Origin of the sequence: Variovorax sp. PDC80, from assembly GCF_900115375.1 — a bacterium.
Classification (GTDB): domain Bacteria; phylum Pseudomonadota; class Gammaproteobacteria; order Burkholderiales; family Burkholderiaceae_C; genus Variovorax.
On record NZ_FOWG01000007.1, the window covers coordinates 182,384 to 207,937 of the forward strand.

A 25,554-nucleotide genomic window follows, 5' to 3' on the forward strand; every position below is an offset into this window, starting at 1 on the left:
GGGCGCCGCGCATGCGCAAGCGATCGAGTCCGTGACCACCGCGCCGGGATCGAGCGAGTCGCAGATCGAATTCAACATCCCGGCCCAGCCATTGCCCATCGCACTCGACCAGTTCGCCAACGCGGCGCGGCAGTCGGTGCTGTTCGACGACGAACTGGTGGATGGCCGCAGCTCGGCGGCCGTGCAGGGGCGCTACACGCCGCTGGCGGCACTGCATGCGCTGCTCGCCGGAACCGGCCTGACGGCGGAGAACGTCGGGGGCCGCCAGGACCGGATCGCGGCCTTCGTGCTGAAGACAGCTCCGGAGGTCGCGACCCGCGATGTTCCCGCCGAGCTGCATCGCCGCTACGACGGCGCGGTGCAGGCCGGGGTGTGGAAGGCCCTGTGCGCCGACCCGCGCACCGCCCCCAGCGACTACCGCGCGATGCTGCGCTTCCAGGTGGATGCCGCCGGCCTGGTGCGCCAGGCGCGCCTGCTCGCCTCGACCGGCAACCGGCAGCGCGACGCGGCCGTGATCTCGACGCTCTCGGCGCTGCGCGTCGAGCCGCCGCCGCCCGACCTCAGGCAGCCGCTGACGCTGATCGTGCTGCCGCTCGATGCCGTCGCGCAGGCGCGCGTCTGCCAGCCGGTGCCCTGACCATGGCCGAAGACGTCCTGCCGCTGTTGCGCAGCTTCCTGGTCCAGCGCTATGGCGACCTGAAGCGCCGGCTGCGTCGCACGGTGGGCAACGACGAGCTCGCCGACGATGCGCTGCACGACACCTGGTTGCGTTTGCAGCGCGGCGAGATCCAGGGGCCGATCGCCAATCCGCAGGCCTACGTGATGCGGATGGCGGTCAACTTCGCGCTCGAGGCGCGGCGCGGCCAGCAGCAGCTGCTGTCCGCCGAAGACGCGCAGGCGCTGCTCGACCTGGTGCCCGACGGCGCGGCCGGGCCGGACCGGGTGGCCGAGGACCGCTCGCAGCTGCAGGCGCTCCACGAGATCCTCGAGAAGATGCCGGCGCGGCGGCGCGACATCCTGCTGCTGGTGCGCTGGGAGGGCTGGTCGCAGCAGGACGTCGCCAAGCACCTGGGGGTGTCGCTGCGCACCGTCGAATACGAATTGAAAGCGGGCCAGGACTACTGCGCGACCCGCCTCGCGCAGCGAAACGGCAGGCCGGGATGAAGATGTCGAGAAGAAATAGTTCGGGGATTCGCCGCGCGAAATCCATCTTGAGAGAAGGCAGGCGTGCGACGGACCGCACGGGCAGCGCGAGGCGAAGGAGCTGAGATGCGCGACCTCTCCGATTCATCCGACAAGACCGATTTCCCCGAGCTGCTGCGCCAGGACGCGCATGCCTGGCTGGTGCTGCTGACCTCGGGCAAGGCGACGCAGGAGGACGCGCAGGCGTTCCAGCGCTGGCGCGCGCTCGGCCCGCGCCATCAGAAGGCCTTCGAGGAGGCGCGCGACCAGTGGCGGCTGCTGAAGCCCGCCTTCGGCAAGCTGCTGGGCACGCGCGCGGAACTCGCGCGCCACCACCAGCGGCTGCTGCAGCGGTCGTCGCTCGGTCGTCGCGTCTTCCTGGGCGCGGCCGTGAGTGCCGCGGCGGTCGCGGGCGTGGCCGTGGTGCATCCGCCGCTGGGGCTGTGGACGCCGCTGGACGAGTGGAACGCGGACTACCGCACCGCGACCGGCGAACAGCGCTCGGTGGCGCTGACGAGCCAGGTCGACGTGACGATGAACACCCGCACCAGCGTACGCCAGGTCGCCGCGGAGGGCCGGACCGTCGGCCTGATCCTGCTGGCCGGCGAGGCGGCGGTCGACGTGCGCGCCGCCGAGCGCGCCTTCGGCGTGGTCGCGGGCAAGGGGCGCAGTCTTTGCGAGGGCGGGAAGTTCGAGGTGCGCTTTCTCGATGGCAAGGCCTGTGTGACCTGCATCGAGGGCGCGGTGCGCGTCGAGCATCCGGCGGGCAGCCTGTCGTTGCGTGTGGGGCAGCAGGCGAGCTACGACGTCGCGTCGATCGGCGCGCCGGTCGCGGTCGATCCGGCCGATGCGGCGGCCTGGCGCCGGGGCGAGCTGGTGTTCAAGCGCAGCCCGCTGTCCGCGGTGATCGACGAGATCAACCGCTACCGGCCCGGGCGCGTCGTGCTGATGGCGCCGTCGCTGCGCCACAAGACCCTCAGTGCCCGCCTGCAGTTCAAGGCGCTCGATGCGGCGCTGCTGCAGATCCAGCGCTCGTTCGACCTGAGCGCGCGGTCGTTGCCGGGCGGTGTGCTGATCCTGAGCTGAGGGTGGATTCGATGACCGCGTCATGACAGCGGTCGTCGGCCCGGGAGAAAAAAATTCTTCGGGGTTTCGCGCGGTACCAGCCATCTAGAAGGGACGGGCCTTGCATCGGCGGCTTCCAGCCGCAGCGGTGTCGGGTTCTCTCCGGAAATGGCGGGCCGCGCGAGCGGCCGGCCGTGGCAACGACTCAACCAGCGGGCGGGAACATCACATGAGCACAGGCGGACGCAACGGCGCGGCCAGGCAGGCGACACAGGCGAAGCACCATCCACGGGCGAGGCACGATCTGCGGAGGGCGCCGATCGCGCGGGCCATCGCGATGGCGCTGGCGGCCGGCGGCCTGCTCGGCACGGCGCATGCGCAGCGCGCGTTCAGCGCGGGCTGGATGGCGCAGAAGAACATGGCGCAGAACACCGCCATCGCCACGGGCCGGCTGCCCAACGGCATGCCGGCGTCGAGCCTGACGAGCACGCAGGCGCAACAGCAGCAGGCCAATGCACAACTGCAGCGCTCCATCGGCAACCTCAACCTGGCGGCGCAGGCGATCGCGGCGCAGCAGGGCGCGCAGGCCGCGGCACGGCAGGCGGCCGCGAACGATCCGGCGTCCGTTCCCGATGGCCTGGCCGACGGCGGCCTCAAGGTCGACACCGATTCGCTGACCGCCGGCTGGCTCAACGCCAGCGCGCCCGTGCAGACCGTGTCGAACGGCCGCACCAACGTCGCGATCCGGCAGACCGCCGACCGCGCGATCCTGAACTGGGAGAGCTTCAACGTCGGCAGGCAGACGACGGTGGAGTTCCAGCAGCAGTCGGCCTGGAGCGTGCTGAACAAGGTCAACGATCCGCAGGCGCGGCCCTCGCAGATCCAGGGGCAGATCAAGGCCGACGGCACGGTGATGATCGCCAACCGCAACGGCATCGTGTTCTCGGGCTCGAGCCAGGTCGACGTGCGCAACCTGGTGGCGGCCGCGGCCAGGATCACCGACAACCAGTTCACGAGCGGCGGCCTGTACGGCGCCAGCGTGGCGACCCCCACCTTCACCGACGCGCTCGGCAAGGTCGAGGTCCAGGCCGGCGCGAAGATCACGACCACCGAGCCGCGCTCGGTCACCGACGGCGGCGGCTACGTGATGCTGCTGGGCACCGAGGTCTCCAACGCGGGCGAGATCGCCACGCGCAAGGGCCAGGCACTGCTGGCCGCGGGCGACAGCTTCCTGATCCGCAAGGGCGTGGGCACCGACGGCAACACCTTCTCCACCACGCGCGGCAGCGAGGTCGCGCCGCAGTTCATTGCCGACAGCACCGCGGGCAAGGTCGTCAACAGCGGCCTGCTGCTGGCGCGCGAGGGCGACATCACGCTCACGGGCCGCGACCTGCGGCAGAACGGCGTGGCCGTGGCCACCACCACGGTCAACACGCGCGGCACGGTCCACCTGCTGACGTCGGCCAACGATGCCAAGGGCACCGTGCGCATGGGCGAAGGCGCGGTCACGGCCATCGTGACCGAGGACGACGGCAAGACCACCGCGCTCGACTCCCAGCGCGATGCGCTGATCAAGGACTCGGCCGCACTCGACCAGCTGCGCGCCCTGGCGGCCGCCACCTCCGGCAGGAACTTCGACAACCTGTCCACGCTGACCGACCGGCGCGACCTGTCGCGCATCGAGATCGTCGGCGGCGCCGCCGTCGACTTCGAGGGCGGCTCGCTGACCCTGGCCACCGGCGGCCAGCTCGCCGTGTCGGCCGGCAACGCGGCGGCCGGCACGCGGGAGGACGTCGCCACCACCACGCCGGCCACCTTCGGCGCGATCCGCGTGCGTTCGGGCGCGCAGCTCGACGTGTCGGGCAGCGTGGGCGTGCGGGTGGCGATGGAGAGCAACGACGTCAAGGTCAACGTGCAGGGCAACGAGCTGCGCGACGCACCGCTGAACCGCGACGCGGGCAAGCTGTTCAACCGCGACCTGTGGGTCGACCGCCGGCGCCTCGTGCGCGTGCCCGCGGCCGCGGGCGTGTACGACAGCGACCGCTGGTACACGGCCGGCGGGCTGCTCGAGGTCAGCGGCTACCTGGGCAACCAGGGCCACGGCATCGGCGAGTGGACCGCACAGGGCGGCATCGTCAACCTGGCCGGCGACAGCACCGTCACCGCGGCGGGCTCGAACATCAACCTGTCGGGCGGCACGCTCGACGTGCAGACCGGCTCCATCCACAACACCTGGCTCAAGGGCAGCGACGGGCGGCTGTACACAGCGAACAACGCGCCCGCGGACCTGGTCTACAGCGGCGTGTACGTGGGCTACGAGGACAAGCACGCGCGCTGGGGCGTGACCGACTCCTTCTACAACCCGCTGATCGCGCCGCAGCGGCAGATGGAGAACGGCTACACCGTGGGCCGCGACGCGGGCTCGCTGGTCATCGCCTCGGCCAACGCGCTGCTCGATGGCGAGATCGAGGCGCGGGTCTACAACGGGCCGCGCCAGACCGACGCGCGACCGCTGACGGTGAGCGATGCCTACAAGCTGAGCCAGACGCAGGCGGCGCTGCCGGCGCGGCTGGTGATCCAGAGTTACGACCCGACGCTCAAGACCGACGGGTCGAGTCCGCGCCTGCAGAGCATCTCCGACGTGCGCATCGACAACGAGCGCCCCTCGGACGAGCAGCTGCCGAGCGCGATCGCCAAGACGGGCAACCTCGTGTGGATGAACCGCGACCGCCTCAACGACGCGGGGCTCGGCGGCCTGAAGACGGTGGCCTTCGGCGACCTGACGATCGGCGGCGACCTCGCGCTGGCCCCGGGCGGCGCGATGGACTTCACCACCTCGGGCAACGTCACGCTCGACGGCAGCCTGAGTGCGCGCGGCGGCTCCGTGAGCCTGGTGGGCGGCACCGGCCTGTTCGGCGACCTCCACGGCCTGACGGTCCAGCGCGGTGTCGTGATCGACACGCGCGGCCTGTGGACCAATGCGGCGCTCGACCCCGCGAGCGCCTGGGGCGCGGCCTTCCGCAACGGCGGCACGGTGACGCTGGTCACCAATGGCGCGCTGCAGCTCGAGTCGGGTTCGCGCATCGACGCCTCGGCCGGCGCGGCGCTGCTGTCGAACGGCAGCGTGCTCGGCGGCGCGGGCGGCGACGTCAGCCTCAGCGCGGGCGGCCTGGTGATCGATGGCGGCGGCACCATCGCCTCCTACGGCTTCACCCGCGGCGGCAAGCTCAGCATCGTCACGCCGGCGGCGATCTCCATCGGCGGCACGCTGCTGGCGACCCGCGGCCTGCTGGCGCCCGGCGAGGCGGCGCCCTTCGATCTCACGGTCGGCGCGGACTTCGTGCTGCCGGCCGGCACCACGCTGCCCTTCGAGCTGAAGGTGTCCTCGGGCGACTTCATCCGGCTGGGCGCGGTGGTGCCGCCCAACGCCATCGTGAACATCCCCTTCAACAAGCCGGTCACCGTCGGCCCCAACGGCTGGACCACGCCGATCGACGGCGTGTACGCAAGGGATCCGGTGACGGGCGTGCAGACGGCCTATGCGGCCGGCAGCCTCGTTCCGGCCGGCTACCTCGTGGTGACGATCCAGAAATCCTTTCCGGCCGGCTACGTCATGCCGGCCGATGCCTTCACGGCACCGCTGCCGATCTACCGACGCACCACCACCTATGCCGCCGGCACCGTGCTGGCGATGGACCTCGACGTCATCGCCGGCACCGCCTTGCAGCGCGGTGCCGTGCTGCCGGTGGCGGCCTCGGTCATGCCGGTGTTCGAGGTCACCGATGCCCAGGCCTTCTTCCAGCAGGGCTTCTCGGCCTACAACCTGAGCGGCGCGGCCGGCGCGGTCGTGAAGCCGGGCACCAAGGTCGACGTGGCGATGCCGATCTACCGCCTCACCGGCGCCAGCCTCGACAGCGGTGCGCCGCAGCAGTCGCTGGCCGGCGATGCGCTGGCCGAGGCCGCGCAGCTCTACCTGCCGCCGCTGTTCACCGAGAACGCGCTCAAGGGCACGCTCAAGCAGCGCGCCGGCGCCGACCTGTCGCTGACCGGCGGCATTCCCAATTCGGTCGCGGGCGCGGTGGCGAATCCGCTGGTCAGCGGCGGCATCGTGATCGGCGAGGGGGCGGTGGTCAGCGTCGACCCCGGCCGGCGCATCGACCTCACCAGCAAGGGCCAGATCACCGTCGACGGCAGCTTCGTGGCGCCGGGCGGCGCGATCTCCATCGTCAACACGCGCACGCTGGACGACGTGGCGGCGGCCTGGCGCATCGCCCATCCCAACGAATGGAACTACGAGGACAACGATCCCGCCGACGCGATGTCGGTGTGGATCGGCGAGCACGCGGTGCTCGACGTCGCGGGCCGCGCCTACACCGCGCTGGACGCGCAGGGCCGGCCCTACGGCACCGTGCTCGACGGCGGTGCCATCGTGCTCGGCAGCCTGGGCGGCAAGAACCCGCTCGCGAGCGGCGTCATGTCCAGCAGTTCCTACGTGGTCGTGCGCCCGGGCGCGCGCATCGATGCCTCGGGCGCGAGCGCCGTGCTCGACGTCGCGGCCGGCAGCGTCGGTGCCGCCGGTCCCGCGCGCGCGCCGCGGACCGTGGCCAGCGACGGCGGATCGATCACGATCAGTTCCTACCAGAGCTTCTTCCTCGACGGCGAGCTGCGCGCCGCGGCCGGCGGCGCGGGCGCCAGCGGCGGCAGCCTGTCGCTGGTGCTCGAATCGCCGGTCTACGGCGGCCCCTTCGGCATCGACCCGCTGACCCGGCCGGGCCGCGTGATCATGGTGGCGCAGGACGACCGGCCCGGCAGCCTCGCGGCCGACCTGGCGCCCGGCGCGCTCGACGACGGCTTCGTCGTCGGCACGGCGCGCGTGAGCGCCGCGCAGGTCGCGCGCGGCGGCTTCGACAGCCTGTCGCTGTGGGCGCGCTCCGGCCTCTTCTTCGACGGCGATGTCGACCTGCGCCTGGGCCGCAGCCTCGCGCTGCAGCAGGGCCTGATCTACCAGACCACGGCCGGCGCCAACGTGCGGCTCGCCGCGCCCTATCTGCTGTTCGACGGCGGCATCCAGATGGTGGGGCGCTCGCCGTCCTCGCAGGTGCCGCTGGTGGGCGGCGCCAAGCTGCCCGACCACGAGACCGGCGGCAGCTTCACGGCCGAGTCCGACCTGATCGACCTGCGCAACGCGGTGCGCATGCAGTTCGACCACACGCTGCTGCAGAGCAGCGGCGACCTGCGCTTCCTCGCCGGCACCGCCTCGGCGCCCGAGGCGCAGCTCAACGATTCGTCGGGGCGCACGACCGAACTGCGCGCCTGGGGCGATCTCGAGCTGGCCGCCGCGCAGGTCTATCCGGTCAGCGGCGCGGTGGCCGTGGCGCGCGCCGGCGCGGGCAAGGCGCCCGATGCCACGACCTCGTCCGTGCTGTCGATCCGCTCGACGGGCGACGTGCCCGCGCAGCCCTACTCGGTGCTGGGCAGCCTCACGCTGAACGCCGATGTCATCCGCCAGGGCGGCGTCGTGCGCGCGCCCTTCGGTTCGCTCACGCTGAACGCGACGCGCGAGGTCGAGCTGCTCGACGGCAGCGTCACCTCGGTCGGCACCAGCGGCCTCGCGATGCCCTTCGGCGGCACGGTGGATGGCGTCAACTACACCGTCAACGGCGTGGACGTTCTCAAGCCGGCCCTGGGCTCGGGCCAGTTCGGCGGGGTCTTCACCAAGGACGAGCTCGGCATCAACGGCCAGGTCGGCCTCCGGATCAACGCGGCCTCGCTGGTCGGCGATGCCGGCTCGCTGCTGGACCTGTCGGGCGGCGGACAGCTGCTGGGCGCGGCCTTCGTCACCGGCCGCGGCGGCTCGGTCGACACGCTGCTCAGTCCGCTCAAGGCGGGCGGCAAGGTCTACGCCATCGTGCCCGGCGCGAAGACGGCGCCGGTGCCCGGCGGCTACAACGCGGCCTGGACCGGCGCTGCGCCCGGCATCGGCCAGCAGATCACCCTTCCCGACGGCGTGCCCGGCCTGGCCGGCGGCACCTACACGCTGATGCCGGCCAACTATGCCCTGCTGCCCGGCGCCTTCCGCGTCGAGCTCGGCGGCCCGGTGCAGGAATTCGCGGGCGCGCTGCCGCTGCGCAACGGCTCCTACGCGCTGACCGGCGTGCAGGGCATCGCCAACACCGCCATCCGCGATTCGCTCGGCACCATGGTCACGGTCACGCCGGGCGCCACGCTGCGCACCTACTCGAGCTACAACGAGCAGGGCTACGACCAGTTCCAGTTCGCGCGGGCGAACACCTTCGGCACCCTGCGCCCGCAGCTGGAGATCGACGGCAAGCAGCTGATCTTCAACGCCCGCGTCGCGCCCGACAACGCCAACGCCAGCGCGCTGGTGTTCAACGGCCGCGCCGACTTCTCGGCCGCCAGGGGCGGCTATCCGGGCGCCTTCTCGCTGCTCGGCGGCGTCTACACCGATCCCGCCGCCACCAACCTCGTCATCACCGCCGACGGCAGCGCCACGCGCAACGACGCCACCACGATCGCCGTGGCGGCCTCGGAGATCGGCAAGCTGCAGGCGCCCAACCTCTACATCGGCGGCATGCCGAACGTCACGGCGCCGAACATCGCCCTGCAGGGCGTGATCGGCAACGAAGGCCTGATGGCGAAGCACCTGGTGCTCGAGCGCGGCGTGACGCTGACCGGCGGACAGGTGGTGCTCGGCGCCGCCAGCAAGATCACGCTCGAGGAGGGCGCCAGCATCAGCACGCTCGGCCAGGGCACGAGCTGGCTCGATTCGCGCAACGGCCTGCTGTTCGGCCCCAAGGCCTCGCCCTTCGGCAGCACGGCCATCCTGCTGGTGTCCAACGGCACCTTCACGCTCGATGCGCCCTCGGGCCTGTACGGCAGCAACATCGAACTCAAGGACGGCGTGGCGCTGTACTCCGAAGGCACGGTGGGCTTCTACTCCGACCTCGGCGTGTCGCTGGTCGGCACACCGAAGATCGGCACGCGCAACCTGTCGCTCGCGGTGCCCTCGTTCAACATCGGCACCGCGGCCGCGCTGGCGGCGGTGGCGCAATTGCCGGCGGGCATGAGCCTGGACCAGGGCATCCTCGACACGCTGTTCGCCGGCAATCGCGCCGCGGGCGTGCCCGCGATCGAGAACCTGGTGCTGAGTGCGGGCAAGTCGATCAACTTCTTCGGCAGCGTCGACCTCGACACCATCGACCCGGCCACCGGCAAGTCGCACCTGAAGCAGCTGGTGTTCAACAGCCCCGCGATCTACGGCTATGGCGCGGCCGGCGACACGGTGCGCCTGAGCACCGACACGCTGGTGTGGAACGACACCTTCACGAAGGTCATCAACGACAACGCCAGCCGGCCGCTGTACGGCAGCGCCGCGCCGGGCGCCGTGATGGCGGGCGGCCCGGGCAGCGGCCGCTTCGAGGTCAACGCGAACAGCATCGTGTTCGGCTACCCGACGCCGGCACAGCCCGACAGCTCGGTGCGCTTCGACCGGCTGATGCTGGGCTTCTCGGACGTGGCGCTGAACGCCAGCGAGCGCATCGTCGGCAATGCCAACGGCACGGTCTCGATCTACCAGAACGGCGCCGATCCGAGCACCGCCTTCGATCCCGCCACCTATGCCGGCACCGGCGCCACGGTGCGGCTGAACACGCCGCTGTTCACGGCCGAGTCCGGCGCGGTGCTGGGGCTGTACGCGGGCGGCGCGCTCTCCGTGACCGCGCCCGACGGCGCCACCGCCAGCACCGACAAGGTCGGCGGCCAGATCGACCTGCATGCGGGCCGCATCGACATCGCCTCGGCGATCGTGCTGCCCACCGGCAAGCTGACGCTGACGGCCGAGGGCGACATCACGCTGGCCGCAGGCTCGCGGCTCGACGTGTCGGGCCGCAGCCTCGCTTTCTTCGACCAGGTGCGCAACACCTGGGGCGGCGACATCGTCATCGAGAGCCGGCACGGCAACGTGCTGCAGGCGCAGGGTTCGACGATCGACGTGTCGGCCGCGCACGAGGATGCGGGCACGCTGCGTGTCTCGGCGCTGAACGACGGCGCCGATGCGAAGCCCGATGCCGGCGTCGTTCGGCTGAACGGCACGCTGCGCGGCGGCGGCGCGCAAGGCCATGCGGGCGGCGGCATCGACCTGCGCGCGCAGCGCATCGGCGACAGCGCCGCCAACCTCACGAGCGACTTCGCGGCTCTGAACGCCCGGCTCACCGACGCCGGCTTCCTCGGCAGCCGCGGCTTCGCGTTCAAGCAGGGCAACCTGGAAATCGGCGACGAGCTCAAGGCGCGCGACGTCACGGTCTCGGTCGATGGCGGCAGCCTCACGGTGAAGGGCCGCATCGACGCCTCGGGCGAGCGCCCCGGCAGCATCCGGCTGGCCGCGCGCGACGACCTGCGCCTCGCGGGCGGCGCGGTGCTCGATGCGCACGGCACGGTGCTGCAGGTGGACAGCTACGGCCAGCCCATCGAGGCCCTGAACCGCGGCGCGATCGAGCTGACATCGGCCCAGGGCTGGCTGCGGCTGGACGACGGCACCACGCTGGACGTGTCGGCGCCGGGCGTGAACTTCGGGCGCGTGGTGCTCAATGCACGGCGCGCCACCGAGACGGGCGGCGACATCCTGGTCGATGCCTCGGGCCAGGTGAACGTGCACGGCGCGGCCAGCATCGCGGTGAACGGTTTCTGGACCTACGCGCCCACCGATGCCGCGGGCACCATCGTGCGCGACACCGGCGCCGACAACGTGCCGGCCGGCGCCGTCGGCCTGAACCAGATCGACGCGAAGAGCCAGGTCTTCTACGCCAACGCGCTCGCCAACGGCGCGCTGCAGGGCCGCCTGGCGGGCCTGAAGGCCTATGGCGATGCCTACCACCTGCGCCCGGGCGTGGAGATCGTCAGCAGCGAGGCCTCGGGCGGCAAGCTGACGATCGCCAGCGACATCGACCTCGCGGACTACCGCTACGGCCGCGGCGAGCCGATGGCACTGACGGTGCGCGCCGCGGGCGACCTCGACATCAAGGGCAGCATCACCGACGGCTTCGGCAAGCCCAAGGGCTCGCCCGACGACTTCACGGTGCTGCTGCTCGCGGGCGCCAAGCTGAACGCCGACTACGTGCTGCCGGAGAACGCGACGTTGGCGGTCGGCACCACGCTGGGCGTGGGCGTGACCCTGCCGTTCAACATCGAGCTGCACGATGGCGAGGTGCTGCGCGCGGGCGAGGCCACGCCGCGCCAGATCGTGCTGCATCCCGCCTACGACCCGAACGTGGGCGCGAACGTCTACTACTTCGGCGGCGCGAACTCCTGGGGCGAGATGCTGGAGCCGGTCCAGGTGGTCTCGGGACGCGTGGACGACTGGAACTGGAACGGCACCAGCTTCGGCCCCGGAAGCTACATCGCCTACGGCCTGGGCGACGGCGCGGTCATCTACCCCGGCACGGTGTTCCGTTCGGCCACGGCCGGCTATGCCGACGTGGTGCTGGCACCCCCGCCCCAGGTGGCGGCGGGCAAGTCGCTGCCGCAGGCGGTGACGCTGGCCGCGGGCTACACGCTGTCGGCGGCGCTGACCGCGACCGGCACCATCGCCACGCCGACCCGCACCTGGACCGCGGGCATGACCATTCCCGCCGGCACCGTGCTGCCGAGCGGCACGACGCTGGGCACCGGCGCCTCGCTGCCCTTCGACTTCGACATCGCCGCCACCACCTGGCAGGCGGGCAACCCCCTGGTGCTCGTCGGCGGCTACACCCTGACCGCGTCGATGGACCTGCCGGCCGGCACCGTGCTGCCCACGGGCACGGTGGTGTCGACCACGGCGGACGTGCTGTCGATGCGTTCGCGGCCACTGTGGGCGCTGGCACCGATGCTCGCGGCCGGCAGCCCCTCGGCCTCGATCCGCCTGGTCGGCGGCGCCGACCTCGCCGCCGCCGACACGCGCGCGCTGCGACCGGCCAGTGCGCTGCGCGGCGCCGGCAACATCACGCTGGACGACTCGCGCCTCAGCGGCCTGACGCAGAAGCCGATCTTCAGCGTGATCCGCACCGGCACCGGCGACCTCGACATCCTGGCCGGCGGCGACTTCAGCCAGGCCACGCCCTTCGGCGTCTACACCGCCGGCACGCAGAGCGAGCTGCCCGAGGGCAACGCGGCCTTCGAACTGCCGCGCGCCAAGCTCACCGGCGTGGCCGCCTACGACGCGGCGCTGAACGATCGCAGCACCTGGTTCCCCGACCACGGCGGCGACCTCTACATCGCCGCGCAGGGCAATCTGACCGACTGGGGACCGTTGAGGGACGACAAGACCACCTCCATCGCCAGCTGGCTGTGGACGCAGGGCGGCGACGGCATGGGACAGCAGCCGGCCTGGTCGATCAACTTCGGCACCTATGTGCAGACCGGCACGCGCTACAACCCCGCCACGGGCCGCAGCGACGCGCTGATCGGCGTCTCGGGCTTCGACGGTTTCGGCGCGCTGGGCGGCGGCAACGTCACGCTGCGCGTGGACGGCCATGCCGGCGTGCTCGAGGCCTACGACCCGAACGGCCTTGACGTCGGCACCCGGCCCGCGGGCGGCCTCACGGTGGCGGTCGGCGCCACCGGCCGCGTGACCTCGGTGACGACCCGCGACGGCGTCGTGACCGGAGGCACGCTGGTGCAGACCGGCGGCGGCGACCTGCGGCTGAAGATCGGCGGAGCGCTCAATCCGGCGCCGGCCGCGGACCGCCGGGCCCTCGCCGACGAGATGAACGGCACCTTCGCCGACCTGCGCGGCGACATCGCCATCGACGCGGGGTCGATCGGCAGCCTCCAGCTCGCCTACGGCGTCAAGGGCTCGCAGGATCCGCGCGGCGTGGACCTCTACACCGCCAGCCTCGCGGGCAGTGCCGGCGGTCCGGCCATCGTGCCCGGCGACGGCACGGCGAGCTTCCGCACCCGCGGCGACCTGGTGCTGGGTGGCTACGGCGATGCCACCATGCTCGATCCGGGCACCGTCGGGAACTACCAGTTCAACTACACCGTGCTCGGCGCGCTGGCCTCGGACCCGACCAAGGTCGGCGTGGGCCGCAGCTGGTTCTCGCTGTGGACGCCGCGCACGGCCGTCTCGCTGTTCGCCGCCGGCGGCAACCTGGCGCCGTTCTGGGGCCAGGGCACCAGTGTCAACGAACAAGGCTATGGCGGCATCTACGGCATCGCCCTGATGCCCGCGCAGTTCAGGGCCGTGGCCGGCAGCGGCAGCATCTACTACGGATCGCAGCAGAGCAATGCGCCCACCACCTACGAGCTGACGCCATCGGCCGGCGGCCAGCTCGAGCTGCTGGCGGCGGATTCGATCTATGCCAGCGGCGCGGGCGAGGCGACGGCGCTGGTCGGCATGTCGGGCGCCCGGGCCGGCGTCGACGCGCTGCCCAATCCGTTCAAGCCCGCCTGGCTGCTGGTCGCACCGAACTTCACGTCCAACATCGTCACGCTGACCATCGACGGGATCAACGGCTACGGCACCAACACGCTGGTGCGCATCGCGCCGCCGCCCTTCGTCGGCGGACCGACGACCTACTCGCCCACGCTGGGGTACTTCGCCTTTCAGCCCGCGGACACGCCGGCCGGCGTGCTGCATGCCGGCGACACCGAGCCGATCCGGCTGTATGCCGTCGACGGCGACATCGTCGGCGCGACGCTGGGCGCCAGCCAGCCGGCCAGCACCTTCGGCGCGCCGCGGCCCGCCACCTACCTCGCGGCCAAGGCCGCGCAGGTGCGCGCGGGGCGCGACATCGTGGGCTTCGGGCTCGGGAATGCCAACGACCCGCTGGGCGCGCCGAGCGTGATCATGAATGCCAACGACACCGACGTCTCGTCGATAGAGGCCGGGCGCGACATCTTCTATGCCAATGCCCGCATCGCCGGCCCCGGCACGCTCGAGGTCGCGGCCGGGCGCAACATCTACCAGGGCGACAAGGGCACGATCGTGAGCATCGGCCAGGTGGTGCCGGGCGACAACCGCGCGGGAGCGGACGTCGTGCTGCAGGCCGGCACCGGCGCCGGCGGCCCGGCCTACGCGGGCCTGATGAAGTACCTGGATCCCGCCAACCTGCTGCCCGAGGGCACAGCGCTCGCGGGCTCGGGAAAGGTGGTCAAGACCTACGAGCAGGAACTGGCCGAGTGGCTGAAGAAGACCCACGGCTTCGGCGGCAGCCCCGCCGAGGCGCTGGCCTACTTCGGCACGCTGGCACCCGAGCAGCAGCACATCTTCCTGCGCACGGTGTACTTCGCGGAGCTGCGCGCGGGCGGACGCGAATACAACGACGAGGCCAGCAAGCGCTACGGCTCCTACCTGCGCGGGCGCGATGCGATCGCCGCGCTGTTCCCGAAGCTCGATGCCGAGGGCAACGCCATCGAGCGCGACGGCGACATCACCCTGTTCGGCGGCTCGGGCGTGCGCACGCTGTTCGGCGGCAGCATCGAGCTGCTGGCACCCGGCGGGCAGGTGGTGGTGGGCGTGCAGGGCCAGGTGCCGCCCTCGACCGCGGGCATCGTCACGCAGGGCGCGGGCGACATCGGGATCTTCAGCAAGGGCAGCATCCTGCTGGGCCTGTCGCGCATCATGACCACCTTCGGCGGCGGCATCCTCGCGTGGTCGGAAGAGGGCGACATCAACGCCGGGCGCGGCTCGAAGACCACGCTGGTCTACACGCCGCCCAAGCGCGAGTACGACACGCTGGGCAATGTGAAGCTGTCGCCGAACGTACCGAGCACGGGCGCGGGCATCGCCACGCTCGACCCGATTCCGGAAGTACCGCCGGGCGACGTGGACCTGATCGCGCCGCTGGGCACCATCGACGCGGGCGAGGCGGGCATCCGCGTGTCGGGCAACGTGAACCTCGCGGCCTTGCAGGTGGTGAACGCCGCCAACATCCAGGTCAAGGGCGAGTCGAAGGGCCTGCCGGTGGTGGCCTCGGTCAACGTGGGCGCGCTCACCAATGCGAGCGCGGCGGCTTCTCAAGCCGCGATGGCCGCGCAGGACACGGTGCAGCGCGAACGCGCCACCGCGCGCCAGGCGCTGCCCTCGGTGTTCACCGTGCGCGTGCTGGGCTTCGGCAACGAGCCGGCGGGCACGAGCCCGGGCGACGAGAAGAAGCCGACGCCGCAGACCGGCTCGCTCTCTTCCTCGGCCCCGACGGGCCCCGACGCGCGGATTCCGGTCCAGGTGCTCGGCCATGGCGGCGGCTTCGATGCCTCGGTGCTGTCGATGCTGAGCAGCGAAGAGCGGCGCCTGCTGCGGCAGGGCCGCTAGGCCTTCTTCCACGCCTGCCTGCCTCCTCCGCTCCCGCTTGCCGCGGGGCGGAGGGCGGCGCCCTGCGCGCGGCAGCGGCGGAGTTTGCAACCCCTGAATGCGGAGATCGAACGGCCATGGATCTGAGCGTTATGCAGTATCTGGACGTCGCCGCGCCCGCCGACGCGGACGCGGCGCACCCCGGCGGCATCGACGACGGCCTCGCGCTGCGTGAGGTGCTGGTCATGCACTACGAGAGCCTGAAGCGCCGCCTGGTGCGCAAGCTCGGCTGCCCGGACCTGGCGAGCGACTGCCTGCATGACGCCTGGCTGCGCCTGGGCGAGTTCACGGCCCCGGTGCCCACGCGCAGTCCGCAGGCCTACGTCTACCGCGTCGCCTGCAACGTGGCCATCGACGGGCTGCGCCGCAACCGGTTCTGGCAGCCGGCGGGCGAGGAGGCGGTGGCACCGGAGGCGATGGCCGATCCCGCGCCGGGGCCCGACGTCATCGTCGAAAAGCGTTCCGAGATGCGCGCGATGGACCGCGCGCTGCAGCGCCTGCCGGGCCGGCATCGCGCCGTGCTGGTGGCGCTGCGCATCGAGGAGCGCACGCGCGAGGAAGTGGCCGACTGGCTGCAGATGTCGCTGCGCAGCGTGGACACGACCCTGCGCCAGGCGCTCGACCACTGCGCCGAGGTGTCGGGCCAGAAGGTGTGCGTGGGCGTCAGCGGGCCGCGCCGGCACTGGCGCGCCGATGCTGAGACGAGGCGCTAGAGCTGGTCGATGGCGCTGCCCGCCGACGCGGCGGCGCCGAGCGCGAAGCGCTGCTGCGTGCCCACGTAGAAGCTCGCGCCGAAACGCCCCACGGGCTTGTAGTCCTGCAGCTGGACGCGCCAGCGCTCCGTGTCCACGAGCCCGTCGCGCACCGCGAGCCATTTCACGCGGCCGAAGAACACGTAGCGGCTCTCGGTTTCCATCGTCTCGTGCAGCACGCATTCGAAGGCCACGGGCGCCTCGGCGATGCGCGGCGGCGCGACGCTGTTCGACGGGATCGCATGCAATCCGGCATGCGCGAGCTCGCTGCTGCCGCGCGGCAGCGAATCGCCACAGGCATGCATCTGCTCGGCCATCGCCTCGTCGGTCAGGTGCACGACGAACTCGCCGGTGCGCAGGATGTTGGCGGCCGTGTCCTTGATGCGCCCGTCGTGCAGGCGGTTGATGCTCACGAAGACCAGCGGCGGGTCTTCGCCCACCATGTTGAACATGCTGAAGGGCGCGGCGTTGACCGTGCCCTCGGGCTCGAGCGTGGTGATCAGCGCGATCGGCCGCGGGACGATGAGGCTCGCCATCAGCTTGTAGCGGGCGTAGGGGTCGAGGGTCTGGAAGTCGATTTCCATGGAGGTTGGGCGTCGGTTATTTAAGAAATCGCATGCAATTTGTTTTTAATTTTGCATGCGAATGGTGCGTTCAGGTTCGCTGGAGGCTTCATTGTTGTGCGGTGCGTGTTTCGATGGATGCAGGAGGATCGGTCGATTTCATTGGGGAATTCAAGAATTCTCGCGGACGGCGGCCCTTGGCATGAAGGATGCATGCGGCAAATATCGTATGCAATCCGTGTTCCACCCTTTCTGAAGGAGTCGTCATGTCCGCTGCCCCGCTTCCGCCCCCGCGCGATCTCAGCCGTCGCACCTTCCTGCAAGCCGGCCTTGCCGCCGGCGCCGCGGCCGCCGGCGCGGCCTGGACTCCGGCCGATGCGGCGTCGCCCCAGGTGCTGAACTATCTCTCCTGGCCCGGCAATGCCGATCCCTATCTGATCGAGGCCTTCGAGAAGGCCCACGGCGTGAAGGTGCGCATCAAGGAATACGTGGGCGGCGACCAGATGATGGCCGTCATCAACCAGTCCCCGCCCGGCAGCTTCGACGTCGTGCTCGCGGACGCCGAGTACATGCACCTGCTGCACGAGGCCGACTTCATCGAGGCGCTCGATCCCGCCGACTATCCGCTCAAGGACTACTGGCCCGAGTTCCAGAAATTCCCGCTGCACTGGTTCGACGGCAAGCTCTATGGCGTCATGACGGACTTCGGCTACCTGGGCCTGTCGTACAACACCAAGGCCTTCACGCCCAGGGAGGTGGCCTCCTATGCGGCGCTGTGGAGCGAGAAGGCCAAGGGCAAGGTCGGTCTGTTCGACTGGTACCTGCCGTCGATGGGCTCGATCAGCCTGGCCAACGGCAACCGCCCGCCCTTCGACATCGACAAGGCGCGCTTCGAGGCTGTGAAGAAGAAGCTCTTCAGCCTCAAGCCGCAGGCCTCGGGCTTCTACACCATCGCCGACATCTTCTCGTCGATGACCAATGGCCGCGCCCAGCTCGTGCCCGGCATCGGCGAATGGATCACGCTCGGGCTGCGCCAGAACGGCGTGCCGGTCGACACCATCATCCCGGAGGAGGGCGGGCTGCAGTGGACCGAGTCGCTGTCGATCGTCAAGGGCACGCCCAAGCGCGACCTCGCGCGCAAGTTCATCCAGTACACGACCTCGCCCGAAGGCCAGGTGCGCATGGCCACCAAGGCCGACAACAAGAAGAGCATTCCCTCGATGGCCGGCTGGAAGCTGCTCAACGAGACCAAGCCGAAGGAGGCCGAGATCCTGCGCATGACGCTCAAGGGGCCGAACGTGATGGACGAGTACAAGGCCAGGAAGATCCAGTTCCGCCAGTTGCCCTCGAAGCAGTCGATCGAGGACTGGAACGACGCGTGGAGCCAGTTCAAGAGCCTCTGAGCGCGCGCACCATGAACGCCTCCTCCACGCCATCGATGGCGATCGCTCCCGTGCCCGCCAGAGGCCGCGGGAGCGCGCGCCGCGGTCCCTCGCCCAGGACGGTGCCGGTGCTGCTCGGCCTGCCCGTGCTGCTGTGGCAGCTCGTCTTCTTCGCGGCGCCGCTGCTGTTCCTCGTGGTCGTCACCTTCTGGCAGGTGCGCTCCTTCAAGCTGCAGCCGGCGCTGTCGCTCGACAACTGGACGCGCATCCTCGGCGCGTCGAGCTTCCACCAGGCCGCGCTGCACAGCCTCGCGGTCTCGGCCACGGCCACGGTGCTCGCGCTGGCGATCGCGTTCCCGGCCGCCTACACGATCGCGTTCCGGCTGCCCGTGCGCTGGCGCGACGCCGCGATTGCGGCGCTGCTGGTGCCGGTGTTCTCGAGCTACATCCTGCGCATCTATGCATGGCAGATCGTGCTGAGCCCCGAGGGGCTCGCGAACACGCTGCTGGGCGCGTTCGGCGTGCCTGCGCTGCCCTTGCTGGGTGGCGCGCTGTCGCTGCAGATCGGCCTGCTGACGCTGAGCCTGCCGGTCGCGGTGCTGATCCTGGTGTTCGCGCTCGGCGGCGTCGATGCCTCGCTGGTCGAGGCGGCCGAAAACCTCGGCTGCAGGCGGCTGCGCGTGGTGGGTCACGTGCTGCTGCCGGCCATCCGCCCGGCGCTGGTGCTCGCGGGCTCGACCACCTTCCTGCTGGCCTTCGGTGACTACGTGAGCCCGGTGTTCATGACGGGCAGCAATCCGCCGACCCTGTCGATCCTGATCGTCGACACCGTCAAGTCGGGTTCGCAATGGCCGCGGGCCTCGGTGATCGGCGTCTGCATGCTGGCGCTGCTCGGCCTCGTGCTGGGCCTGGCCCGGCGCCTCGGCGCGAGGAGCACCGGATGAGCGGCATCGACCACGCGCGCGCCAGGAAGATCTCGCGCGCCGCGCAGTACGCCTGGCTGGCCCTGTTGTTCGCCTTCATCGCGGCGCCGATGCTGGTCATCGTCGTGTTCTCGTTCGACGCGAACCGCTATCCCACGATCCCGTGGGGCGGCTTCAGCCTGCAGTGGCAGCGCGCGATCCTCGACGACGAGATGGTGCGCGACGCCTTCGTCAACACGCTGGTGGTCGCGCTCGGCACCGCGGTGCTCTCGACCGTGCTCGGCTTCGCGGCCGCCTACCTCGACCACCGCTATCGCTACCGCGGCAAGTCGGCCTTCGCGATGCTGGTGGCCATTCCGCCGGCCGTGCCGGCCACCATCCTCGGCATGGCGATGCTGGCCTTCCTGTCGCGCATCGGGCTGTTCGGAAGGCTCGAGGCCATCGTCGCCTGCCACGTGGCGATCGCGACCTCGTTCTCGATGGCGATCATTCGCCTGCGCCTCGGCGAACTGGGGCCCGACATGGAGCAGGCGGCCTGGAACATGGGTGCATCGCCGGCCACGGGGCTGGTGCGCGTCGTGATCCCATTCTGCCGGTCGTCGCTGATCGCTTCCTTCTTCCTCGCGGCGGCGGTCTCGTTCGACGAATTCATGATCGCCTGGTTCGTCGGCGGCGTGCACGAGACCTTGCCGGTGCGCATTCTCAACCTGCTGCAGGGCCAGGTCAGTCCGAAGATCAACGCCATCGGCACCGTGGTGCTGGCGGTCAGCGTGGCGCTGGTGCTGCTCGCGCAGCGCTTCATGGGCGTGCGGGCCGGACGACCGGCCGCGCGCATCGCAACCGAGTGAGACCAGGATGAACAACGACGCTTATGTTTCGCTGCGCGCGCTCGACAAGCGCTTCGCGGGCCACCACGCCGTGCGCGGCATCGACCTCGACATCGCGGCCGGCGAGTTCGTCGCCATCATGGGGCCCTCGGGCTGCGGCAAGTCCACCACCTTGCGGCTGTTGGCCGGGCTGGACCAGCCCACGTCCGGCGACATCCTGATCGGCGGGCGCAGCATGCGCGATGTGCCGGCCTACCAGCGCGACACGCCGATGGTGTGGCAGAGCCTGGCGCTGTTCCCCTTCCTCACGGTGGCCCAGAACGTGGAGTTTCCGCTGCGCATGAAGGGGCTGGGCGCAGAGGCGCGGCGCAAGCGCGCGCTCGACTGGCTCGGCCGCATGGGGCTCGCCGGCATGGGCGACCGGCAGATCGCGCAGCTCTCGGGCGGCCAGCGCCAGCGCGTGGCCATCGCGCGGGCGCTGGTCACCGAGCCCTCGATCCTGCTGCTCGACGAGCCGCTGAGCGCCCTCGACGCGCACCTGCGCGTGCGCATGCAGACCGAGCTCGCGCGGCTGCACCGCGAGCTGCGCATCACTTTCGTCTACGTGACGCATGCGCAGTCGGAGGCCTTCGCGCTGGCCGACCGGATCGTGATCATGAACGAGGGTCGCATCCAGCAGGTGGGCGCGCCGCAGGACGTCTACCGCGCGCCGGTGAACCCCTTCGTGGCCGACTTCATCGGCACCAACAACCTGCTGACCGGCACGGTGGGCGCGCTCGATGCCGAAGGTTGGGCGCGTGTCGATGGCGCGCTCGGCAGCTTCGCGGTGCCAGCGCGGCGCGCGCTGGACCGCGGCGCCGACGTGAGCTTCGTGGTGGCGGCCGATCGCGTGTCGCTCAGGCCGTCGGAGGCCGAGGCACCCGCGGGGGCTTCGCGCCTCGAGGGCGCCGTGCTGGGCCTGGAGTTCGTCGGCTCCACGCAGACGGTCTTCATCGAACTGCCGGGCGGGCACGAGTTCCGGGTCCAGAAGCAGCAGCACGAGATCGAGTCGCTCGAGCTCGCGCCGGGCCGGCGCGTGGGCCTGCATTGGGACCCCAGGCATGCGTGGCTGCTGCCGCGCAACGCCTGACGACATCTCGAGACTGGAGCACACATGTACGAAGAGAGATTCATGCGCCAGGCGCTGGCCTTGTCCGCGCAGGCACTCGCGAAACCCGGCACCGAACCCTTCGGTGCGGTGATCGTGAAGGACGGCCAGGTGGTCGGCGAGGGCTTCAACCATTCGGTCGCGCACTTCGACCCGACCTCGCATGGCGAGGTCGAGGCCATCCGCGATGCCTGCCGGCGGTTGCGCCGCGTCGACCTGTCGGACTGCGAGCTGTATTCGTCGTGCGAGCCATGCGCGATGTGCGTGGCCGCGATGCGCGTGGCGGGCATCCGCCGGCTGTTCCATGCCGCCACGCTCGCGCAATCGGGCGCGGCCTTCGAGGGCCTGCCCGTGGCGGCACGCCATCCCATCGACGTGGACGAGCTGCGCCGCGTGGCCGGTGCCACGCTCGCCGAAGGCCTGACGCCCGCCGAGCAGCACCTGCCGTGGGATGCGATCGAGATCCTCGAGGCCTGGGCGGCCCCGCGCAAGCTGCCGCAACCCTCCCGTTGAGCGGGGCACCGGCACGGCCGCGGGCGCAATAATCGCGTTTCCCGATCCTTTCGCCACGCGACACCGAGCCCCGTGCCACCCTCCAGACGCCCGCCGAGCAACGCCACCGCCCCCGACGACAAGCTCGGCCGCACGCGGACCGAGACCGTGCACGAGGCCCTGCGGCTGGCCATCATCGAGCAGAGCCTCCAGCCCGGCGCGCGCCTGCCCGAGGACGCGATCGGCGAGAGCTTCGGCGCCAGCCGCACCATCGCGCGCGAGGCGCTGGGCCGGCTCGCGGTCGAAGGCCTGGTCGAGCTCAAGCCCAACCGCGGTGCCTTCGTGGCCAACCCCAGCCTCGAGGAGGGCCGCGAGATCTTCCAGGTGCGCAACGGGCTCGAGCGCACGGTGGTGCAGACGCTGTCGGGCAAGCTCTCGGCGGCGCACGAGTCCACGCTGCGCTCGCACGTCGTCAAGGAGCAGCAGGCCTCGGGGCGCGACGCCGTGCGTTCGATGCGCCTGGCCGGCGAGTTCCATCTGCAGCTCGCCGCGATGACGGGCAACCAGCTGCTCGAGCGCTATGTGCGCGAGGTGGTCTCGCGCTGCTCGCTGATCCTCGCGACCTATGGCCGGCCGCATTCCAGCGAATGCGCCGTGACCGAGCATGCGGAGATCGTCGATGCCCTGGCCAAGGGCGATTTCGCAACGGCCGCCGACGTGATGCAGCGGCACCTCGAAGCGGTGGCCGACCGCGCGCTGCCGCCGATTCGCGCGGGCGTGGACATCCGGGACGTACTGGCGCGCTATGCGTCGGCGTCGGCGGGCACCGGCCTGGAAGCCGAGGCCGCGGCGGTTCCGGCGCCCCAGGCGAAGGGCGGCGGGCGCGGGCGGCCGCGGAAGAAGGGATAGCGCTGCGGCACGGGCATCGAGCAGAAGATGCCCCCAGTCGATTGGACACGGGCAGTCGGATCGACTCGAAATATTGAGCGGTCGATTCGACATGAAAGCCGCTAACCCGTTGATTTGAAAGGCCCTTCCCCATGGCACACCGGTTGCGTTGAAAGCCCCATCTTTCAACACCACCCCGAGGTCCCATGCTCACCGCCACCCAGCGCGCCATCGTTTCGTCCGCCGTGCACCTGCTCGAACAGGGCGGCGAGGCGCTCACCACCCACTTCTACCGGATGCTGCTGGCCGAGCATCCCGAGGTGCGGCCCTTCTTCAACGAGACCCACCAGGCCAGGGGCGACCAGCCGCGCGCGCTGGCCAACGGCGTGCTGATGTACGCGAAGAACATCGACCGCCTCGAGGCCATGGGTCCGCTCGCGACGCAGATCGTCAACAAGCACGTGGCGCTGCAGGTGATGCCCGAGCACTACCCGATTGTCGGCGGCTGCCTGCTGCGCGCGATCCGCGACGTGCTCGGCGCCGAGGTCGCGACCGACGCGGTGATCGATGCCTGGGCCGCCGCCTACGGGCAGCTCGCCGACATCCTCATCGGCGCCGAGAAGCAGCTGTACGACGCGCAGGCCGCGGCGCCGGGCGGCTGGCGCGGCATGCGCGCGTTCAAGGTGGCGCGCAAGCAGGCCGAGAGCGCGGAGATCGTCTCGTTCCACCTGGCACCGGCCGATGGCGGGCCGTTGATGGACTTCGCGCCCGGCCAGTACATCGGCCTGTGCCTGCGGGTCGAGGGCAAGGACATCCGCCGCAACTATTCGCTGTCGGCCGCGCCGAACGGCCGCAGCTATCGCATCAGCGTGAAGCGCGAGCCCGGCGGCGTGGCCTCGAACCATCTGCATGACGACGTGCACGAGGGCGACACGCTGCAGCTGCTGCCGCCCTCGGGCGAGTTCACGCTGGCCGAGAGCGCGCGGCCGCTGGTGCTGATCAGCGGCGGCGTGGGCATCACGCCCACGCTCGCGATGCTCGAGCAGGCACTGGCCACGCAGCGCGAGGTGGTGTTCATCCACTGCGCGCGCAATGGCGCGGTGCATGCGTTCCGCGAGCACATCGACGGCATGGCGTCACGGCATCCGGGGTTGAGCCGCTTCTATTGCTATGACGAGAGCGACGCGAGCGATGCCGTGCGCCCGCATGCAGTCGGCCGGCTCGACCGCGAGAAGCTCGCGGCCTGGCTGCCCGCGCACACGCGCGACGTCGATGCCTATTTCCTCGGACCCAAGCCCTTCATGCAGCAGGTGCGGCGCGAGTTGCGCGCATGGGGCGTGCCCGATGCGCAGTCGCGTTTCGAGTTCTTCGGGCCGGCTTCGGCGCTCGAGTGAATCGCGCCGCGGTCAGCGGCGCGCAACGCCCAGCCGCTTCGCGGTGCGCGCGAGGTTGGCCGGGTCGACCTGCAAGGCGCGCGCCGCCGCGGCCCAGCTGAAGCCGTGGCGCTCGAGCGCCTGCTCCACCATCGTTCGCTCGAACTGCGCCACGGCCTCGCGCAGGCCGGCCTGTGCGCCGGCCGCAGCGCCGCCGGGGCTCGCGGCCGCGGGCTCGGTCTTCGGCGCGGTCGAGGCCGGGCTGGCGAGCCCGAGGTCTTCGGCGCTCAGCGTGAGGATGCGCGGGCGCTGCGCATGCCGGCCCAGTGCCTTGAGCACGCTGCGGCCCAGCAGGTGTTCGAGCTCGCGCACGTTGCCGGGCCAGTCGTAGGCCAGCAGCGCGGCCTGCGCGCCCGCGTCGAGCCGCACGCCGCCCAGGCCCATGCGCACGCGCGCCTCCTCGAGGAAGAAGCCGCCGATCGGCAGCACGTCGCGCCCGCGTTCGCGCAGCGGCGGCACCTGCAGCGGATAGACGCTGAGCCGGTGGTAGAAGTCGGCGCGCAGGCGGCCCGCGCGCACTTCTTCAGCCAGGTTGCGGTTGCTCGCGGCGATCACGCGCACGTCCACGCGATGCTCGCGGTCGGAGCCCAGGCGCTGGATCTGGCCGTCCTGCAGCGCGCGCAGCAGCTTGGCCTGCACCGGCAGCGGCAATTCCGCCACCTCGTCGAGGAACAGCGTGCCGCCATCCGCGAGCTCGAACTTGCCGCGGCGATCGGTCACCGCGCCCGTGAAGGCGCCGCGCACATGGCCGAAGAGTTCGCTCTCGACCAGGTTGTCGGGCAGGGCCGCGCAGTTGATGCTGACCAGCGGCCGCTTCGCGCGCGGCGAGGCCGCATGCAGCGCCTGCGCCACCAGTTCCTTGCCCACGCCGGTCTCGCCCTGGATCAGCACGCAGAGTTCGCTCGGGCCCGCGAGCGCGATCTCCCTGAGCAGCCGCTTGTGCGCGGCGCCATGGCCGATGAGCTGGCGCGGCGCCTGGCCGCCCGCGCGCGCATAGCTGTCGGCGCGCAGCCGTTCGTCTTCCACGCGCGCGGCCAGGCCGTCCATGCGCGCGGCCACCACCACGGTGGCGGCCGCGAGGCTCGCGAAGGCCTGCAGCACATCGAGCTCGACGCGCGAGAAGCGGCCGACCTCGAGCGCATCGAGCGTGAGCAGCCCCCAGGGCCGGCCATCGACGCGCAGCGCGCAGCCCATGCAGTCGTGCACCGGCAGATGGCCCTGCACGCCCTCGACCAGTCCGTCGAAGGGATCGGGCAGCCCGCAGTCGGCCGCGAAGCGCACCGGGCCGGGTGCCTCGAGCAACTGGGCGAAGCGCGGATGCTCGCTCGCACGAAAGCGCCGGCCCAGCGTGTCGCGGCCGAGGCCGTCGACGGCCAGCGGCACCAGCCAGTCGCCGTCGAGCCGCAGCATCGCGGTGGCGTCGCAGGGCAGCAGGGCGCGCAGGGTCTGGAGCAGGCGGCGATGGCGTTCGGCCTCGGGCAGGTCCTGGGCCAGGTCGGCCATCAGGGGCAGCAGGGCGGTGAGCAGGCTGGGAGGCGTCATGGAGCAGTGG

General features: G+C 71.2%; 14 protein-coding genes. 12 read left to right on the plus strand and 2 right to left on the minus strand.

All coding sequences use genetic code 11. The features are described from left to right. The first annotated feature begins 31 nt into the window (after positions 1-31). The 5 genes from BM109_RS21015 to BM109_RS21035 all read left to right on the plus strand — a co-directional run bounded on the left by BM109_RS21015 (position 32) and on the right by BM109_RS21035 (position 16,308). Complete coding sequence (locus BM109_RS21015) at positions 32-637, plus strand: TonB family protein (protein WP_177239421.1); 606 nt, start codon at positions 32-34, stop codon at positions 635-637. Between the two features lie 2 nt (positions 638-639). Then, positions 640-1,164 (plus strand): RNA polymerase sigma factor, encoded by a 525-nt coding sequence (locus BM109_RS21020; protein ID WP_093346587.1) that lies wholly within the window; start codon positions 640-642, stop codon positions 1,162-1,164. A gap of 105 nt (positions 1,165-1,269) precedes the next feature. Then, the gene (locus BM109_RS21025; protein ID WP_093346590.1) at positions 1,270-2,268 is read left to right on the plus strand and encodes a FecR family protein; all 999 of its coding nucleotides are present in this window, start codon (positions 1,270-1,272) and stop codon (positions 2,266-2,268) included. Positions 2,269-2,476: 208 nt separating this feature from the next. Next, positions 2,477-15,556: a filamentous haemagglutinin family protein gene (locus tag BM109_RS21030; RefSeq protein ID WP_093346593.1), complete on the plus strand. Its 13,080-nt coding sequence runs from the start codon at positions 2,477-2,479 to the stop codon at positions 15,554-15,556. Positions 15,557-15,672: 116 nt separating this feature from the next. Beyond that, positions 15,673-16,308, plus strand: a complete 636-nt coding sequence (locus BM109_RS21035; RefSeq protein WP_093346596.1) for an RNA polymerase sigma factor — start codon at positions 15,673-15,675, stop codon at positions 16,306-16,308. Here the strand turns inward: BM109_RS21035 and BM109_RS21040 are convergent. Next, entirely contained in the window at positions 16,305-16,931 is a 627-nt protein-coding gene (locus BM109_RS21040) for a flavin reductase family protein (RefSeq protein WP_093346599.1), read from the minus strand. The two genes, BM109_RS21035 and BM109_RS21040, sit on opposite strands and share 4 nt — an antisense overlap. A 245-nt stretch (positions 16,932-17,176) precedes the next feature. On the opposite strand from BM109_RS21040, the gene BM109_RS21045 reads away from it, so the two are divergent. The 7 genes from BM109_RS21045 (at position 17,177) to hmpA (ending at position 23,963) form a co-directional block, all read left to right on the plus strand. Continuing rightward, positions 17,177-18,313 carry an ABC transporter substrate-binding protein gene (locus BM109_RS21045; RefSeq protein WP_093346602.1) on the plus strand — a complete coding sequence of 379 codons (1,137 nt, stop codon included), beginning with the start codon at positions 17,177-17,179 and terminating at the stop codon, positions 18,311-18,313. Between the two features lie 11 nt (positions 18,314-18,324). After that, entirely contained in the window at positions 18,325-19,236 is a 912-nt protein-coding gene (locus BM109_RS21050; protein ID WP_143129221.1) for an ABC transporter permease, read from the plus strand. Continuing rightward, positions 19,233-20,063 carry an ABC transporter permease gene (locus BM109_RS21055; protein WP_093346608.1) on the plus strand — a complete coding sequence of 277 codons (831 nt, stop codon included), beginning with the start codon at positions 19,233-19,235 and terminating at the stop codon, positions 20,061-20,063. Before BM109_RS21050 ends, BM109_RS21055 begins: the two co-directional genes overlap by 4 nt. 7 nt (positions 20,064-20,070) lie before the next feature. Next, a complete protein-coding gene (locus BM109_RS21060) occupies positions 20,071-21,171 on the plus strand; it encodes an ABC transporter ATP-binding protein (protein WP_093346611.1) in 1,101 nt (366 codons plus the stop codon). 24 nt (positions 21,172-21,195) lie between these two features. Beyond that, on the plus strand, positions 21,196-21,702 hold the full coding sequence (locus BM109_RS21065) for a nucleoside deaminase (RefSeq protein WP_093346614.1): 507 nt from the start codon (positions 21,196-21,198) through the stop codon (positions 21,700-21,702). Positions 21,703-21,774: 72 nt separating this feature from the next. Continuing rightward, on the plus strand, positions 21,775-22,590 hold the full coding sequence (locus BM109_RS21070) for a GntR family transcriptional regulator (protein WP_218159401.1): 816 nt from the start codon (positions 21,775-21,777) through the stop codon (positions 22,588-22,590). A 185-nt stretch (positions 22,591-22,775) separates the two neighbouring features. Then, positions 22,776-23,963, plus strand: a complete 1,188-nt coding sequence (gene hmpA / locus BM109_RS21075) for an NO-inducible flavohemoprotein (RefSeq protein ID WP_093346617.1) — start codon at positions 22,776-22,778, stop codon at positions 23,961-23,963. 12 nt (positions 23,964-23,975) lie between these two features. On the opposite strand, the gene norR is transcribed toward hmpA, so the two are convergent. Beyond that, positions 23,976-25,544: a nitric oxide reductase transcriptional regulator NorR gene (gene norR / locus BM109_RS21080; protein ID WP_093346620.1), complete on the minus strand. Its 1,569-nt coding sequence runs from the start codon at positions 25,542-25,544 to the stop codon at positions 23,976-23,978. Between the last annotated feature and the right edge of the window lie 10 nt (positions 25,545-25,554).

Bases quoted from the DNA above. Each gene is read 5' to 3' on its own strand.
- hmpA (WP_093346617.1), top strand. From the start codon at position 22,776: ATGCTCACCGCCACCCAGCGCGCCATCGTTTCGTCCGCCGTGCACCTG.
- BM109_RS21025 (WP_093346590.1), top strand. From the start codon at position 1,270: ATGCGCGACCTCTCCGATTCATCCGACAAGACCGATTTCCCCGAGCTG.
- BM109_RS21035 (WP_093346596.1), top strand. From the start codon at position 15,673: ATGGATCTGAGCGTTATGCAGTATCTGGACGTCGCCGCGCCCGCCGAC.
- BM109_RS21060 (WP_093346611.1), top strand. From the start codon at position 20,071: ATGAACAACGACGCTTATGTTTCGCTGCGCGCGCTCGACAAGCGCTTC.
- BM109_RS21020 (WP_093346587.1), top strand. From the start codon at position 640: ATGGCCGAAGACGTCCTGCCGCTGTTGCGCAGCTTCCTGGTCCAGCGC.
- BM109_RS21030 (WP_093346593.1), top strand. From the start codon at position 2,477: ATGAGCACAGGCGGACGCAACGGCGCGGCCAGGCAGGCGACACAGGCG.
- BM109_RS21050 (WP_143129221.1), top strand. From the start codon at position 18,325: ATGAACGCCTCCTCCACGCCATCGATGGCGATCGCTCCCGTGCCCGCC.
- BM109_RS21065 (WP_093346614.1), top strand. From the start codon at position 21,196: ATGTACGAAGAGAGATTCATGCGCCAGGCGCTGGCCTTGTCCGCGCAG.
- norR (WP_093346620.1), bottom strand. From the start codon at position 25,544: ATGACGCCTCCCAGCCTGCTCACCGCCCTGCTGCCCCTGATGGCCGAC.
- BM109_RS21045 (WP_093346602.1), top strand. From the start codon at position 17,177: ATGTCCGCTGCCCCGCTTCCGCCCCCGCGCGATCTCAGCCGTCGCACC.
- BM109_RS21040 (WP_093346599.1), bottom strand. From the start codon at position 16,931: ATGGAAATCGACTTCCAGACCCTCGACCCCTACGCCCGCTACAAGCTG.
- BM109_RS21055 (WP_093346608.1), top strand. From the start codon at position 19,233: ATGAGCGGCATCGACCACGCGCGCGCCAGGAAGATCTCGCGCGCCGCG.